Source organism: Roseateles sp. P5_E8 (genome assembly GCF_054177665.1).
The window spans coordinates 1-15,651 of the sequence record NZ_JBGCUM010000083.1 but is presented as its reverse complement, the minus strand read 5'-3'; the positions used below and the strand labels follow the sequence as shown (position 1 = coordinate 15,651).

The window sequence follows — 15,651 nt, the reverse complement described above, 5'->3', positions numbered from 1 at the left end:
CGGCCCCCTCGAACTCCTGCTCGGCATCCAGCCGCAGGCCGACGAAGCGCTTGATCAGCCCGTAGACGACGAAGCCACCCGCCAGCGCCCAGATCACGCCGCCCAGCGTCCCAATCAGCTGCGCGCTGAAGGCTACGCCGCCGATGCCGCCCAGCGCCTTCTGGCCAAAGATGCCGCAGGCGATGCCGCCCCAGGCGCCGCACAGGCCGTGCAGCGGCCACACGCCGAGCACGTCGTCGATCTTCCAGCGGTTCTGCGTCAAGGTGAAGAACTTGACGAACACCCAGCCGGCCACGCCGCCCGTCACCAGCGCGCCCAGCGGGTGCATGACGTCTGAGCCCGCGCACACGGCCACAAGGCCGGCCAACGGCCCGTTGTAGGCAAAGCCGGGATCGTTGCGGCCCAGCAGCGCGGCCGCCAGCGTGCCGCCGGCCATGGCCATCAGCGAGTTGACGGCGACGAGGCCCGAGAGCTTGTCCAGCGTCTGCGCGCTCATCACGTTGAAGCCGAACCAGCCCACCGTCAGCACCCAGGCACCCAGGGCCAGGAAGGGGATGCTGGAGGGCGGATGGGCGCTCATCGCACCGTCCTTGCGGTAGCGGTTCAGGCGCGGGCCGAGCAGCAGCACGGCGGCCAGGCCGATCCAGCCTCCCACGGCGTGGACGACGACGCTGCCGGCAAAGTCATGGAACTCTGCGCCGGTGGTCGCCTTCAGCCAGGCCTGGATGCCGAAGCCCTGGTTCCAGGCGACGCCCTCGAAGACCGGGTAGACGAAGCCGACGATGACCGCCGTGGCGAACAGCTGCGGGCCGAAGCGCGCCCGCTCGGCGATGCCGCCCGACACGATGGCCGGGATGGCCGCCGCAAAGGTCAGCAGGAAGAAGAACTTGACCAGCTCGTAGCCGTTCTTCTGCGCCAGTTGTTCGGCGCCGATGAAGAAATGCGTGCCGTAGGCAACGAGGTAGCCGACGAGGAAGTAGGCCAGCGTGGAGACGGCAAAGTCCACCAGGATCTTGACCAGGGCATTGACCTGGTTCTTCTTGCGCACGGTGCCCAGTTCCAGGAAGGCAAAGCCCGCATGCATGGCCAGCACCATGATGGCGCCCAGCAAAATAAATAGCGCATCCGCGCCCTGCTTGATCGAAGTCTCCAACGCCATCTCCGTTCGCCGGCGCCAAGCTTGGGCAACACGCACCAAGCCGAACCGGATCGCACCAAAACAGCAAGTTCAATGCCCAGTTTCAAGGCGTGCCCAAAGAGGCGATACGCACTGGCGCAGGTCGAGCAGTTCTATTTTGGTGCGTTCTTTGCACCTTCTTCGAACGTGTGCGCACTGAATCCGAGCGTCCAACGGCCATCGGCCCAGCGCACCACGGGGCGTTTGATGACGCTGGGTTCGGCCAGCATCAGTGCCGTGGCCGAGGCGTCGTCGACGACACCGGCCTTGGTCGCGTCGTCCAGCTTGCGCCAGGTCGTGCCGGCACGGTTGACCAATCTGTCGAGACCGAAGGCCTTCAACCAGGCCGGCAGCAGTTCGGCCGGCACGCCCTGCTTCTTGAAGTCGTGGAAGGCGACTTCCAGGCCCCGTTCAGCCAGCCAGGCGCGGGCCTTCTTGACGGTGTCGCAGTTGGGGATGCCGTAGACGGTGATCATGGGCGTCATGTTAAGTTGCCGGCCATGATCGACTGGCTCGACGAAGCGTCCCTAGCCTTCCCGCCCAGCGCCAGGGCGCTTGGCCCCGACACCGACGCGCCGGGCCTGCTGGCCGCCGGCGGCACGCTGACCGCCGAACGCCTGGAAGCGGCCTACCGGCGCGGCATCTTCCCCTGGTACGGCCCCGGCCAACCGCCACTGTGGTGGGCGCCCGATCCGCGCATGGTGTTGCAGACGGCCAACTTCAAGCTGTCGCGATCGCTGCGCAAGGCGGTGCAACGCTTTGGCGCCACGCCCGGCTGCGAGATCCGCATCGACCATGACCGCGCCGCCGTGCTGCGCGCCTGCGCCAGCACGCCGCGCGACGGCCAGAACGGCACCTGGATCGTGCCCGAGCTGCAGGCCGCTTACCTGGCCTGGCCCGCCATGCACAGTGTCGAGACCTGGGTGGACGGCGAACTGGTGGGCGGCCTGTACGGCGTGAACCTCGGCCGCATGTTCTACGGCGAGTCCATGTTCATGCGCCGCACGGACGCCTCCAAGATTGCGCTCTGCGCGCTGATCTGCCTGTGCCGCGAGTTCGGCATCCCGTGGATAGACTGCCAGCAGAACACGGGGCATCTGGCCTCGCTGGGTGCGGCGGAAGTGCCCAGAAGCGTGTTCGAAGCCCACCTCGCCACCCATGTCGGTGAAGCTGCGCCAGGGCCGTGGACCTATCATCCGGCCTACTGGCAAAGGCTCCTGACTTCCACGTGACTCACCCCAAAGAACTGCCGCTCGCGCAGATCCAGTTCTATGCCACGGCTGCCTACCCGTGCAGCTACGTGGCCGGCCGGCAAGCGCGCTCGCAGGTCGCCACGCCCAGCCACCTGATCCACGCCGACGCCTACTCCAACCTCGTCGCCGCGGGCTTTCGCCGCAGCGGGCTGTTCACCTACCGCCCCTATTGCGACCAGTGCCGCGCCTGCATCGCGCTACGCGTGCCGGTCGGCAGTTTCCAGCCCAGCCGCAGCCAGAAACGGGCCTTGAAGGCCCACCGCCACCTGCAGGCCAAGGTCATGCGGCTGGGCTATTCGCCCGAGCATTACGCCCTCTACCTGCGCTACCAGGCCGGCCGGCACTCGGGCGGCGGCATGGATCACGACAGCGTCGACCAGTACACGCAGTTCCTGCTGCAGTCGCGCATCAACTCCCGCCTCGTCGAGTTCCGCGAGACGATGCCCGACGGCAGCACTCCGCTGCGCATGGTGTCCATCCTGGACATCCTCAGCGACGGCCTGTCGGCGGTTTACACCTTCTACGACCCGGACATTGAAGGCAGCTTTGGCACCTACGGCGTGCTGTGGCAGATCCAGCAGGCCAGGGAGCTCAAGCTGAGTCACCTCTACCTGGGCTACTGGATAGAAGAGAGCCCGAAGATGGCCTACAAGGCCACGTTCAGGCCGCACCAGATTCTGCGCAACGGCGACTGGGAAGACGCCGTCGAGTCTCGGGTCTAGACCAGCACCTCGACGCAGGCCGGGTGGCCGAGGAAGCCCTCGGGGCTGGCGCTGCGGCCATAGGCGCCGCTCTGGTAGACAACGGCCAGGTCACCGATCTCGCCTCGCGCCATGTCCATGCGGTCGGCCAGCAGGTCCAGCGGCGTGCACAGCGGGCCGACGACGCTGGCTGGCTCGGTCGCTGCTTCGTTGCGGCCTTGCGGCTCGATGGACGCCGGATAGTTCTTGCGCAGCACCTGGCCGAAGTTGCCGGAGGCCGACAGGTGGTGATGCAGGCCGCCGTCCGCCACCAGGAAGATCTGGCCACGCGAGACCTTGCGGTCGACGACGCGGCTGACATAGACACCGGCCTCGCCGACGAAGTAGCGGCCCAGCTCGATGACCAGCTTGGCCAGCGGCAGGTCGGCCTTGGCGCGCCGCTGCAAGCCAGCGAGGTTGTCCGAGATGGACGCCAGATCCAGCCGCGACTCACCCGGGAAATACGGGATGCCGAAGCCACCGCCCAGGTTCAGGAACTTGATCGGCGACGGCGCCGATTCGGCCAGCCGCAGGGCCAGCTCATAGCTTTTAAGCTGCGCCTCGCAGATCGCCTCCGCCTTCAGGTTCTGCGAGCCGGCAAACAGGTGGAAGCCTTCAAACGCGATGCCATCACCGCTCAGCCGGCCGACCTCGGCCAGCACCTCCGGCAGGGCCTCGGCGTCTATGCCGAACTGCTTGGGGCCGCCGCTCATGCGCATGCCCGAGCCCTTGAGCTCGAAGTCGGGGTTCACGCGCAGCGCCACACGGGCCGGCAGGCCCAGGCGCTGCGAGGCACGCGCCAGCGGCGCCAGTTCGCGCGCCGACTCGACGTTGACAAGCACGCCGGCCGCAACCGCCTGGCCCAGCTCGATGTCGCGCTTGCCGGGGCCGGCGAAGCTGACCTCGTGCGGGTCTGCACCGGCATTCAGCGCGACCTGCAACTCGCCTGCCGAGGCCACGTCGATGCCGTCCACCAGGCCGGCCATCAGCGCCACGAGCGCCGGCATCGGGTTGGCCTTCATCGCGTAGTGCAGCTCGATGCCCTGCGGCAGCACGGAACGCAACTCGGCGACACGGGCCTTCAGCAGGCTGCGGTCGTAGGCATAGAACGGCGTCTGGCCGACGCGCTCGGCCAGCACGGACAGACGTTGGCCGCCGACCAGCAGCTCGCCGTTCGCGTCGCGGGGGAAGAGCACGGGCGCGTGCTCGAGGGCGCGCTTGGTCGGGACGGAGTCAGTCATGCAGCGTGGCGTTCGAGCCAGTCGGTCGAAAGGGTTTTGCGGTCGATCTTGCCGTTGGGGTTGCGCGGCAGCGGGCCGGTGCGGGCGTCCACGCCGTGCGGAACCATATAGGCCGGCATGCGCGCCTTGCAGGCGGCGGTCAGCGCGGTCAGGTCCAGCTCGGCGGCGCCTTCCGGCGGCGTGGCGATGACCTGGATGGCCTGCCCCAAGGTGTCGTGATGGACGCCGAAGGCCACGCATTCGCCGACCAGGCCGGTCGCGTACAGCACTTCCTCCACCTCGGTCGGGCTGACCCGGTAGCCCGAGGTCTTCATCATCTCGTCGCGGCGGCCGACGAAGTAGAGGAAGCCTTCCGCATCACGCTTGACCGTGTCGCCGGAGAACACGGCGAACTCGGGCAGTTGCAGGCCGCCCTCGCGACCACCCACACCGACCGGCAACGGCTTGTAGCGCTCGGCGGTCTTCTCGGCGTCGTTCCAGTAGCCCAAGCCGACCAGCGCGCCACGGTGCACCAGCTCGCCCGGCTCGTCCGCCGCGCATTCGCTGCCATCGTCGCGCAGCACCAGGATCTCGGCGTTCGGGATGGCCTTGCCGATGGAGTCCGGCCGGCGGTCCACCTCGTCAGGCGGCAGATAGGTCGAGCGGAAGGCCTCGGTCAGGCCGTACATCAGGAAGGGCTTGGCAGATGGCGCCTTGGCGCGCAGCAGGTCCAGCGTCGCGCGCGGCATGCGGCCGCCGGTGTTGGCGAAGTAGCGCAGGTTGGCGTCGATGGCCGCAGGCCATTCGAGCTGGGTCAGCTGGATGTAGAGCGGCGGCACGGCCGTCAGCCCCGTGACCTTCTCGCGCTCCATGCTTTTCAGCACGTCCTTGGGCAGCAGGTAGTTCAGCAGCACGACGCGCGCGCCGCTGTGGAAGGCGGTGGTCAGCTGGCTGAAGCCGGCGTCGAAGGACAGCGGCAGGGCAGCCAACAGCGTGTCGCTGGCACGGTTTTCCAGGTAGCTCGCCACGCTCTTGCCACCCGCCAGCATGTTGCGGTGGGACAGCACAACGCCCTTGGGCCGACCGGTCGAGCCGGACGTGTAGAGGATGGCCGTCATGTCGGTGTCGATGACGCGGTGGCCGGCGCGGGAAGGCGCGGCCAGCAGTGCGGCCCAGTCGTGCACGGGCACCGGGGCCGAGCCCGTACCGCTGGTCAGCACGACATGGCGCAGCGAAGGGCATTGCGTCAGCACCTCGCCCAGCTGGGCCAGGCGCTCGGGCGACGTGACCAGCACGCGCACATCGCAGTCGCGCAGGATGAAGCCGACCTGCTCCGGCTTGAGCAGCGGGTTCAGCGGCACGAACACGCCACCCGCAGCCGGTGCGCCGAAGCTGGCGACGACGGTCTCGAAGCGCTTCTCAAGATAGATCGCGACCCGCTCGCCGCGGGCCAGCCCCAGTGCCATCAGGCCGCTGGCGAAGCCACGAACGGCAGCGTCCAGTTGGCCGTAGCTCAGCGTTGCGCCGCCGTAGGTCAGGGCCGGGGCGTCGGGCGTGCGCTCGGCGGCATGGGCCACCAACTCGTTCAACAACGTGGATTCGGGCATGGACGCGGGGTAGATCGGAGTGAGCAGGCTTCTTGCGCGTTGGTTCATGCCGTGGGGCTGGACGCGACCGACAACCCCTTGCGCATCAACAGTTCACGCGCAAGGAGCCGTTAAAAAAGTATCTCACGCGACCCCGGGCCAAGGGGTCGCCTCCCCGGAGCCAAGGGGGCACCCGGCTAAACTGCGCGGCTGAATTTTTGGACGCTAGGGGCCTGTTAACGCTACGGGCATCGGATGCGTTGCCACTCAAAAGCCCGCGAGCAAGGCGCGGAGCCGAAGCTGGGGTCGTCCCCAGCGAGGCTTCGCAACGCCGCGCGCGGGCTTTTGCGTGACAACCCTTCGGGAGAGGGTCTGCGCGGGCGCATGGCGTCGTTGCGCGCCTTGCCTGGGCTATGAGCCCAGGCGGCGTCGCACGCCTAGCCCTGCGCCCGCGCAGACCCTCTCGCACCGATTCCCGTAGCGTTAACAGGCCCCTCAATGGATAAAGAACAAGTGCTCGGCCATGTGCTGAGGCTTCTCGACGACGTGCTGAGCCTGGGCGGCCGTGCCCAGACCTTCACCCGCGACACCGCGCTGCTCGGTGCGCTGCCCGAGCTGGACTCGATGGCCGTCGTCAGCCTCATCACCGGGCTGGAGGAACAGCTGGGCCTGGTCGTCGACGATGACGACATCGACGGCGACACCTTTGCCACCGTGGGCTCGCTGGCGGACTTCGTCGCCGCCCGCCTGGGTTGATCCCTCACCCCGACGTCTTCTTCCTGCCCGCCGCTGGCGGCGAGCAGCGGCTGTGCCTGTTCCACGCACCGCTTGGCACGCCGCGCAGTAAGGTGCTCTATGTGCACCCGTTCGCCGAGGAGATGAACAAGTCGCGCCGCATGGCCGCCCTGGCCTGCCGCGCGCTGGCCGAGGCCGGCCACGCCGTGCTGCAGATCGACCTGCGTGGCTGCGGTGATTCATCGGCCGACTTTGGCGACGCGAGCTGGGCCGACTGGCAGGCCGACGTGCGCCTGGGCCTGGCCGAACTGGACATCCGTGTGCCCGACGCGCCGCTGTGGCTCTGGGGCCTGCGCGCCGGTGCCCTGCTGGCCGCTGCGGACTGGGGCCGTCCGGTGAACTATCTGTTCTGGCAGCCCATGACCAGCGGCAAGCTGGCGCTGCAGCAGTTCTTGCGCCTGAAGTTGGCCGCCGAGATGGCCAGCGGCGCCAGCAAGGGACTGATGGAACAGATGAAGACCGAACTGGCCGCCGGCCGGCCGGTCGAGATTGCCGGTTATCGGCTGGGGTCGGCGCTCGCCCTCGGCCTGGAAGCCGCCAAGCTCACAACAACGGGCACGCCGGGCCGTGTCGAGTGGCTGGAACTCAGCAGCCGCGAGGACGCCACGCTGACGCCGGTCAGCGAGCAGGCCATCAAGACCTGGCAGGACGCCGGTTGGGCCCCGCGCTCGCAGATCGTGCAAGGCCCCGGCTTCTGGGCGACCAGCGAAATCGAGCTGGCGCCGGCACTGATTGCGCGCACGGTGGAGGCGCTGTCGTGAAGGAATCAGTTCTCAGCTTTGACTGCGAAGGTGAGTCGCTGGTGGGCATCCTGGCCGAGCCGTCCGAAGGCACTCCCGCCGAGGTCGGCGTGCTCATCATCGTCGGCGGCCCGCAGTACCGCGCCGGCAGCCACCGCCAGTTCACGCTGCTGGCCCGCCATCTGGCCAGCAACGGCTTCGCGGCGCTGCGCTTCGACTACCGCAGCATGGGCGACAGTGGTGGTGACGCGCGCGACTTCCTGGCCGTGGACACCGACATTGCGGCGGCCATCGATGCTCTGTTGGCTGCTCGTCCGACACTGAAGCGCGTCGCCCTCTGGGGACTGTGCGACGCCGCCTCGGCTGCGCTTCTGTATGTCGGGGCCACAGAGGACACTCGCGTCGCTGGTTTGACTTTATTGAATCCCTGGGTTCGATCAGCTTCAACCCTGGCGCAGACGCATGTGAAGCACTATTACTGGCAGCGCATGCGTGACCGAGAGTTTTGGCTCAAGTTGCTGCGAGGCGGCGTAGGCTTGGCCGCGTTGCGTGGGCTTGCCTCCAATTTGCATTTGGCGCGGCGCGCATCAAAGTCAAAGGCCGATTCACAGAGTTACCAAAGCCGCATGGCAGAAGGTCTTGAACGGTTTGGGGGCTCAGTTTTGCTGATTCTGAGCGGTGCCGATCTGACGGCCAAGGAGTTCCTTGAGCACGCCATGAGAGCGAAGGCCTGGCAGCAGTTGCTAGCCCGTCCCAACCTCCGACGCATCGACTTGGAGCAGGCTGATCACACGCTGAGCCGTATTGCAGATCAAAACGTGATGTTGGATCTGAGCGTTGGCGCAATGCATGTTCCAGTAGCGCCTGCAACGCCCCCGAATCCAGCCTACATTGAATAGAAGTCATCACGCCATATCATGATCAAAACATTCGAACTTCCGGGAAAGCAGGCCGACTGTTATGAATGGGCATGGGATGCACGGCAAGAAGTTGACACGTGCCTGGGAGCCGTCGGGCTGCGTGAGCCTGGCTGACAGCGAGCATGCCTTCATGTCCGACTGCGTCTGGTGGATGTACCTTTATCTGCATACCATGCTGCTAGGCCATGAGGCGGCGCAGCCACGGATACCGGGACCACGGAAGAAACATCCTGTATTGGCATGACCAATGCAAGGTCCGCTGCAATTGATTACCACCCGTGAAATCGACACCGGACATTTCACTCGTATCGATTGCCGTGACGCTATAAAGTGCACGATCAAGACGATTGGCGGCGGAGYTTGACGATGGRATCTTCAGCCAATTTCGAATTGGAAGCAGCTTTTGCTTCTATGGGCTTGTCCGATCTCTGGGAACGTATCAAGACGAAGCTGGGCGAATCGGTGATACGGCTTTCAGGCACTTAGCAACATGCCCAGTCGACAATCCTTTTCGTAGGACCTGTATGCACCACTTCATATCGCGTTCGTTGCATGCCATCTCCCTCGGACTACTGCTGTTCGGCTCCCCCGCACACGCGGTTTCGGCCCAGAAAGCGCCCGCTCCTGCAGGGTGCCCACAATATCCGGGCAACCATTTCGGCCCCTTCGACTATCGGACCGCACCGCAGCAGCAACGCGACATCGTGGAAGACTTCCACTTCACGCCCCAGGTTGAACAACTGCGGGCTGGCATGACAGGCCCCATTGGCGGAGACGTCAGCTACACGCTGGGGGCGTTTCCCAACCACCCGCGGGCCATCGTCGCCATGATGCGCCTGTCGGAAAGACTCAAGGAAGATCCGGTTCCGGCCGCAAAAATGTCGCTGGAGTGCTATTTCTTGCGCGGCATCCGTTTCGCACCGGATGACCTCGTTTGGCGTATGCAATTCGCCCTCTTTCTCATTTCCCGCAATCGCATGCGGGAAGCGGTAGAAGCGGTCGACCAAGTGGTCGCCGCAGCTGGCGACAACGGATTTACGCATTTCAATGCGGGCATGGTGTACTTCGACATGAAGGAGTACGACAAGGCACTTCTGCAAGCTCAGCGCGCTATGGCATTGGGCTTCACTCGGTCGGAATTGCAAGCCCGGCTTGCTTCTGTAGGCCGCTGGACCGAGCGCCCGACATCAGCCGACGCCGCATCGGCGCCTGCATCGGCGACCGCACCGGCCTCCGCAGCCTCGCAGTGACGCATGACCGCCCTGCCCCGCGTCAGCGTCGTCGTCCCCTGCTTCAACACCGAGCGATACATTGCGGCCACATTACAAACCGTGCTGGGTCAAACCGGCGTCTCGCTTGAAGTCATCGTCGTCGACGATGGGTCAACCGACGGCTCGGCTGCACTGGTGGCACGCGATTTCCCTCAGGTGCGGCTGATCCGCCGCGCCAATGCCGGTGTGGCTGCCGCGCGCAATGCCGGCATAGCCGCGGCGACGAGCGAGTGGATTGCTTTCTGCGATGCCGACGACATCTGGCTGCCGGGCAAGCTGGCCGCGCAGTTCGAGGCGATGGCGGCCGCGCCTGGTTGCCGCATGAGCTATACGGCCTGGATTGTCTGGCCCAGCGCTGACACCGAACCCGAACCTGCCCTGTTGCGGCGCTTTGCCGCGGAAGCTGCCGACGCCACACGCTGGGCGGGCGCCACCGGCTGGCTCTATCCCGAACTGCTGCTGGACTGCGTCGTCTGGACCTCCACCGTGCTGATGCAACGCAGCCTGCTTGACGAGGTCGGCTGCTTCGACACAGGTTTGCGCATCGGCGAGGACTATGACCTGTGGCTGCGCGCGTCGCGCGTCACACGCATCGAGCGCGTTGCAAGGCCGCTGGCGCTATATCGCCAGCATCCCGCCAGCATCACCCGAGGCACACCGCGCGACAACTACCGTGGCCGCGTGGTGCAGCGGGCACTGGACACATGGGGCCTGTCGGGGCCGGACGGCCGCTTGGCAGACGCTGCGGCCGTGCGAGAGGAACTCGCCGGCAGTTGGAGCCAGTTCGCCTACGCGCAGTTGCAGGCTGGCCAGCGCGCCGCAGCGCGGCGCAGCCTGCGAGAGGCGCTGCGCGTACGGCCTGGCCACTGGCTGGGCTGGAAACTGCTAGTACGTTCCTGGCTGCCAGGTGGAAGGCCCGCGACATGATGCAGCACATGAACATCGGCTTGGTCGCACGGTGCCTGAACACAGCTCACGTGCGCGGCATGGGCAAGTACGTGATGGAGTTGCTCCGCCACAGCAACGAAGACATCGACTGGCATCTCTTTGCCGACGACTCGCGCCACCCATTGCTGCACCCCGAAGGCAACCGTTTCACGCCGGACGTCTTCGAGTTCCGTGGCGACCGCCTGCGCCTGTGGGAGCAACTCGGCCTTCCGCTGCGGGCGAGACGCATACCGCTGTCGCTGCTGCATTGCACTGAGGGTGCGCTGCCACTGTGGCAGCCACTGCCCACCGTCGTCACGCTGCACGACACGCTGGCTTTCGAAGAAAGATCCGATACGGCCGGCGAGCGCCTGTACTGGGGCCACGTCATCCCGGCCGCACTCAAACGAGCGGCTCATGTCATCACGATCAGCGAGTCGTCGCGGCGCGACATCCTTGCACGCTGGCCGGAACTGGAGCCACGGCTGACCGTGATCCACCACGGCATCGAGGCCGCGTATTTCGAGCCCCCGGCGGCGCCTATCCCAGTCAAGCTGCAGCAGGACCTGGCTGGCGCGGCCTATGCCGTGTACCTGGGCGGCCCTATGAAGCGCAAGCGCTTCGACTGGGCGCTGCAGGTGCTGGCTGCCCAGCCCGACCCTGCGCTCAAGCTGGTGGCCTGCGGCTTTGGGGCTAGCGCACGCGATGCCGCCCGCACCGCGCTGCCACCCCAACTGCAGGGCCGGGTGCTGTTCGCCGAGTTCCTCTCTGATGCCGAACTGCAGGCCCTCTACGTCGGAGCCGCTGCAGTGCTGTACCCCACGCTCTACGAGGGCTTCGGCTTCCCGGCCGTCGAGGCCCAGGCAGCTGGAGTGCCGGTGATCTTCAGCCCGCTCGGGAGTCTGGCGGAGCTGGTGGGACCGCTGGCCACGCTGGTGCCGGCCAATGACCTTGCCGCCTGGGTAGCAGCGCTGCACGAATCGGCCACTCTGCCTGCCGAAGCGCGCGCACATAAGGCCTCAAGGGCACGAACCTGGGCCCGTGGCTTTCGTTGGGCCGAGAGTTGGCGCCGCCACCTGGACGTCTACCGCAAGGTTGTCGACGCGGCAGCGAAGCGATGAAACGCCTGGCCGTCGCAAACTGCACCCGGAACCGGGCCGACCTCCTGGCCGACACGCTGAACTCCCTTGCTGCCATTCGTGTACTTGCAGGCTGCGAAGTGGAGATGCTGATGATCGACAACAACTCGTCGGACGGTAAGCCTTGCTACGCGATAGCAACCTGGGCGATGCGTGTCAGCGTATTCCAGCGAGCGGGCGGGTTTGACCCGCTCTTATCCGTGTACGGCGAGGACGGCAAATTCATCAAGCGCCTCGCCTACAACGGTCTGCACACGCGTGCTCTCCGCATCCGCCATATGCGTCTTTGCACCCGGACAGGCGCTCATTTCTTCAAGCTCGACGCATGATGAGCCCTGGCCCGAACAGTCGACCTCATCCGCCATTCCCGAAAATCATGGTCAACCCCGGCAACACCACCGTCGACATTTACGCGCACGTGCGCGAGCTGCCAGCGGACGCAACGGCACTGATGGCGCGGGCCGAACAGCGGCATATTGAGTTCGGCGCGAGCTGGTACGCCAATCTCATCGACAGCGTCTACGCGCGCGAACCCCAGTCGCACAAAGTGTGCTTCCACGTGCTGCGACGAGAGGACCGCGTACTGGCGATCTTGCCCACCGTCGCTCAGACGGGAGCGCAGGGCCGCGAAATCAGCGCGCTGTCCAACTTCTACACGGCCATCTATGCACCGGCCCTGGACGACGGCATCAACGCTGAAGACTTGGTGCCGCTGATACGCGCGTTGCGGCGCAGCGGTGCGGGCGCCGCAGCCTACCGTTTCTCGCCCATGGACCCGTCCACGCGCGAGTTCACACTGCTCAAACGGGCGATGCGCTTGGCTGGGCTGAGCACCCACAGCTATTTTGCTTTCGGCAACTGGTACGAGCCGGTCCGGCAAAACTGGGCCGACTACCTGAAGGACCGCAGCGGCCAGGTGCGCAGCACGATCAAACGCAACGCGAAGAAATTTGCCGCCGAGGGTGGCCGGCTGGAGGTCGTGCGTGGTGGCGCGCGCCTGGAGGCCGGCTTGGCCGCCTACCAGGCAGTCTATGCACAAAGCTGGAAGGTGCCCGAGCCCTTTGTCGACTTCATGCCTGGCCTCATCCGACTGTGCGCAGAACGCGGCTGGCTGCGCCTGGGCCTAGCTTGGCTGCACGAAAAACCCGTGGCCGCTCAAATCTGGATCGTCGCCAATGGTCGTGCCGACATCTACAAGCTTGCCTACGACGAAGCCCACAAGTCGCTCGCGCCCGGCACGCTACTGACGGCGCTACTGATGGAGCAGGTGCTGGACGTCGATCATGTGCAGGAAATCGACTATCTGATCGGCGACGATCCCTACAAGGCGACGTGGATGAGCCAGCGCCGTGAGCGTCACGGCCTCGTGGCATATGACCCGATGACGCTGCGGGGCTTGATGGGGCTGTCACGCCAGACCTTTGGCGCAGTCTGGCGGCGACTGCGCGCCAAAAACCGCGTCGCGCCTTGACAATCCGCCCGCAAAACTCCTTCAGACAAATAGAGATGCAAGCCAAAGCCCTGCCGCCCGACACGCCTTTCGCCTCCGGCCTCCCCCGCTTCGCCAAGCCGACCGCCGACGCGCTGGCTGCCTGGCGGCAGGCCTACGCTGCTCGCGGTTCCGCCTGCGCGGCCGATGTGGGCGGCGAGTTCGCCGTGGCGCTGGACCTGGGCCAAGGCGGGACCTATCTCGCCGTCGACCGCTTCGCCGTGCACAGCCTCTGCTATGCCGTGCAGGACGGCCGCCTGCACTACGCCACGCGCGCCGACGTGCTGGCCCGCCAGTTGGGCATCCGCGAACTCGACACGCAGGCGGTCTTCGACTACCTCTTCCACCACTGCATCCCGTCGCCGCGCACCATCTACGCTGGCATCCGTCGCCTGCCCGCCGCGCACTACGCGCGCTTCGAGAATGGCCAGCTGACGGTGGCACCCTATTGGGTGGCGCGATTCGACGAGCAGCGCAGCCCTGACTTCGACACCTTGCGCGACGAGTTCCGCAGCATCCTGCGCGCGTCCGTGAAGGACCGGCTGACGGGCGACGGCAAGACAGCCTGCTTCCTGAGCGGCGGCACCGACAGCTCGACCGTCGCCGGCCTGCTGCGCGAGGCTACCGGTCAGGCGCCGGCGAGTTATTCCATCGGCTTCGATTCCGAAGGCTATGACGAGATGGAATACGCCCGCATCGCCGCCAAGGCCTTCGGCGCGGATCATCACGAGTACTACGTGACGCCGGCCGACCTGGTCGCCGCCATTCCCAGCGTCGCCGCTCACTACGACCAGCCCTTCGGCAACTCCTCGGCCGTGCCAGCCTTCTATTGCGCCCGCAAGGCCAGCGAGGACGGCTACACGCGCATCCTGGCCGGCGACGGTGGTGACGAGCTTTTCGGCGGCAACACCCGCTATGCCAAGGAACGCGTCTTCCACGTCTACAGCCAAATCCCGTCGCCCCTGCGCACCGCCGTGCTGAACCCGCTGTTCGCCAACCCGGTCACCGGCAACATCCCGCTGCTGAAGAAGGGCACGAGCTACATCCGCCAGGCCCGAGTGCCGATGCCGGACCGCATGCAAAGCTACAACCTGCTGGACCGCCTGGGCTTGGCCGAAGTACTGACGCCCGCCTTCCTGGCCGCCGTAGACACCGATGGCCCGCGCCAGCACCAGCGCGCCACCTGGGCGGCCGGCCCGCACGACGCCAGCCTCGTCAACCAGATGTTGGCCTTCGACTGGCGCTACACGCTGGCCGAGAACGACCTGCCCAAGGTCGTCGGCACGACGGCCCTGGCCGATGTGGACGTCGGCTTCCCGCTATTGGACACGCGGCTGCTGGACTTCTCGATGAAGCTGCCCACCAACTACAAGCTCAAGGGACTGAAGCTGCGCTGGTTCTTCAAGGAGGCGCTGCGCGGCTTCTTGCCGGACGAGATCCTGACGAAGAAGAAGCACGGCTTCGGCCTGCCCTTCGGCCCCTGGGCGGTCAAGGACGCGGCGCTGAACGCGCTGGCCGCCGAGTCGCTGCGCGGCGTGGCCGCCCGCGGCTTCGTGCGGGCCGAGTTCGTCGAGAGCCTCCTGACGCAGCGGCTCAAGGAGCACGCCGGCTACTACGGCGAGATGGTGTGGATCCTGATGATGCTGGAGCAGTGGCTGCGCCGGCACGCGCCGGACTACCGGCTCGCCTGAACGACGGGCTGCAATGCCCGAACTGCCAGCAACCGCGCGCCGGCCGTGAATCCATAGCAATTGCTGGGCGTTCTTGGGAGGCGCGTCGACGACAGCGGACGACTTCCTCAGGGCAAGGCTGAACGGATGGTGGACCCGCGCCACCCGCTGGCGGTGCGGCTCGACGCATGCCTTGGGCGTAGATCGAGTCCACGCGCTCACCGAGCCAGCTCGCCACCGAGCTCTCCGGTGTCGGCGTCCAGCGCCTCTTCGAGCAGGCTCCTCTGGTCTGGTGAGAGGGCGCTGGCGAAGCGCTCACTGGTGGCTGCGAACTTCAGCCGCTTCAGCACCGCCATCTCGGGCATGCGATTGTCGACAAATGCCTGCTTGAAGGCGGCTTCGCGGTCGAGTCAGTTTGATGCCATCTGCCCGACCATCTTGACTATTGTGAAGCGGTCCAGGCCTCCACTTCGGCAATACGCGAGAGATAGTAGGCCGAGCTAGTCACCAGAACACGGATGCGCTGTGTTGTGATTGGCGCGAATGTGATCTGCCGCCACACCTTGTTATTGGCGATGACGTTGCCGCCCGGCACGCCCACCCACGCAGCGCCATCCCAGTACTGAACTACGAAATGCGTGATGCCGAATTGGCTGAACGTCATCGTCAGCGTTGGCACTGATGGCGAGGCCGTGTTGTCCTGCAGCGTGAACACATCGATTTC

The 15,651-nt window shown here is 66.1% G+C and carries 17 protein-coding genes; 11 read left to right on the top strand and 6 right to left on the bottom strand.

Features of this window, described 5'->3' with window-relative positions; translation table 11 throughout:
* On the bottom strand, nt 1-1,096 hold a 1,096-nt coding region (locus tag ACXRVZ_RS26085), incomplete at its 3' end, for an ammonium transporter (protein ID WP_458233024.1).
* Between the two features lie 194 nt (nt 1,097-1,290).
* Nucleotides 1,291-1,662, bottom strand: a complete 372-nt coding sequence (locus tag ACXRVZ_RS26080; protein WP_457427769.1) for an ArsC family reductase — start codon at nt 1,660-1,662, stop codon at nt 1,291-1,293.
* 15 nt (nt 1,663-1,677) lie between these two features.
* On the opposite strand from ACXRVZ_RS26080, the gene ACXRVZ_RS26075 reads away from it, so the two are divergent.
* Together ACXRVZ_RS26075 and ACXRVZ_RS26070 are read left to right on the top strand one after the other, a co-directional pair.
* Nucleotides 1,678-2,409, top strand: coding sequence for a leucyl/phenylalanyl-tRNA--protein transferase (locus ACXRVZ_RS26075; RefSeq protein ID WP_457427767.1), 732 nt, complete (start codon nt 1,678-1,680; stop codon nt 2,407-2,409).
* Nucleotides 2,406-3,152, top strand: coding sequence for an arginyltransferase (locus tag ACXRVZ_RS26070; RefSeq protein ID WP_457427765.1), 747 nt, complete (start codon nt 2,406-2,408; stop codon nt 3,150-3,152). Before ACXRVZ_RS26075 ends, ACXRVZ_RS26070 begins: the two co-directional genes overlap by 4 nt.
* Here the strand turns inward: ACXRVZ_RS26070 and ACXRVZ_RS26065 are convergent.
* Nucleotides 3,149-4,411, bottom strand: coding sequence for a pyridoxal-dependent decarboxylase, exosortase A system-associated (locus ACXRVZ_RS26065; protein ID WP_457427763.1), 1,263 nt, complete (start codon nt 4,409-4,411; stop codon nt 3,149-3,151). The genes ACXRVZ_RS26070 and ACXRVZ_RS26065 overlap by 4 nt on opposite strands.
* Nucleotides 4,408-5,997, bottom strand: coding sequence for an acyl-CoA ligase (AMP-forming), exosortase A system-associated (locus ACXRVZ_RS26060; protein WP_457427761.1), 1,590 nt, complete (start codon nt 5,995-5,997; stop codon nt 4,408-4,410). The genes ACXRVZ_RS26065 and ACXRVZ_RS26060 overlap by 4 nt, the downstream gene beginning before the upstream one ends.
* A 477-nt stretch (nt 5,998-6,474) precedes the next feature.
* Between ACXRVZ_RS26060 and ACXRVZ_RS26055 the strand changes: the two genes are divergently transcribed.
* The 9 genes from ACXRVZ_RS26055 (at nt 6,475) to ACXRVZ_RS26015 (ending at nt 14,948) form a co-directional block, all read left to right on the top strand.
* Nucleotides 6,475-6,732: an acyl carrier protein gene (locus ACXRVZ_RS26055; RefSeq protein ID WP_457427759.1), complete on the top strand. Its 258-nt coding sequence runs from the start codon at nt 6,475-6,477 to the stop codon at nt 6,730-6,732.
* Nucleotides 6,729-7,532, top strand: a complete 804-nt coding sequence (locus tag ACXRVZ_RS26050; RefSeq protein ID WP_457427757.1) for a hydrolase 2, exosortase A system-associated — start codon at nt 6,729-6,731, stop codon at nt 7,530-7,532. The genes ACXRVZ_RS26055 and ACXRVZ_RS26050 overlap by 4 nt, the downstream gene beginning before the upstream one ends.
* Entirely contained in the window at nt 7,529-8,410 is an 882-nt protein-coding gene (locus ACXRVZ_RS26045; protein WP_457427755.1) for a hydrolase 1, exosortase A system-associated, read from the top strand. The genes ACXRVZ_RS26050 and ACXRVZ_RS26045 overlap by 4 nt, the downstream gene beginning before the upstream one ends.
* A 545-nt stretch (nt 8,411-8,955) precedes the next feature.
* Nucleotides 8,956-9,681, top strand: a complete 726-nt coding sequence (locus tag ACXRVZ_RS26040; RefSeq protein ID WP_457427753.1) for a hypothetical protein — start codon at nt 8,956-8,958, stop codon at nt 9,679-9,681.
* Between the two features lie 3 nt (nt 9,682-9,684).
* Complete coding sequence (locus ACXRVZ_RS26035; protein ID WP_457427751.1) at nt 9,685-10,629, top strand: glycosyltransferase family 2 protein; 945 nt, start codon at nt 9,685-9,687, stop codon at nt 10,627-10,629.
* 8 nt (nt 10,630-10,637) lie between these two features.
* Nucleotides 10,638-11,750, top strand: a complete 1,113-nt coding sequence (locus ACXRVZ_RS26030; protein WP_457427749.1) for a glycosyltransferase family 4 protein — start codon at nt 10,638-10,640, stop codon at nt 11,748-11,750.
* A complete protein-coding gene (locus ACXRVZ_RS26025; RefSeq protein ID WP_457427747.1) occupies nt 11,747-12,097 on the top strand; it encodes a glycosyltransferase family 2 protein in 351 nt (116 codons plus the stop codon). Before ACXRVZ_RS26030 ends, ACXRVZ_RS26025 begins: the two co-directional genes overlap by 4 nt.
* A gap of 47 nt (nt 12,098-12,144) precedes the next feature.
* Complete coding sequence (locus ACXRVZ_RS26020) at nt 12,145-13,239, top strand: GNAT family N-acetyltransferase (protein WP_457427745.1); 1,095 nt, start codon at nt 12,145-12,147, stop codon at nt 13,237-13,239.
* A 35-nt stretch (nt 13,240-13,274) separates the two neighbouring features.
* The gene (locus ACXRVZ_RS26015) at nt 13,275-14,948 is read left to right on the top strand and encodes an asparagine synthetase B family protein (RefSeq protein WP_458233023.1); all 1,674 of its coding nucleotides are present in this window, start codon (nt 13,275-13,277) and stop codon (nt 14,946-14,948) included.
* Nucleotides 14,949-15,145: 197 nt separating this feature from the next.
* On the opposite strand, the gene ACXRVZ_RS26010 is transcribed toward ACXRVZ_RS26015, so the two are convergent.
* Together ACXRVZ_RS26010 and ACXRVZ_RS26005 are read right to left on the bottom strand one after the other, a co-directional pair.
* Nucleotides 15,146-15,292: an IS66 family transposase gene (locus ACXRVZ_RS26010; RefSeq protein ID WP_457427741.1), complete on the bottom strand. Its 147-nt coding sequence runs from the start codon at nt 15,290-15,292 to the stop codon at nt 15,146-15,148.
* 77 nt (nt 15,293-15,369) lie between these two features.
* Nucleotides 15,370-15,651 (bottom strand): hypothetical protein (locus ACXRVZ_RS26005; protein ID WP_458233022.1); only part of this gene is annotated, 282 nt, incomplete at its 5' end.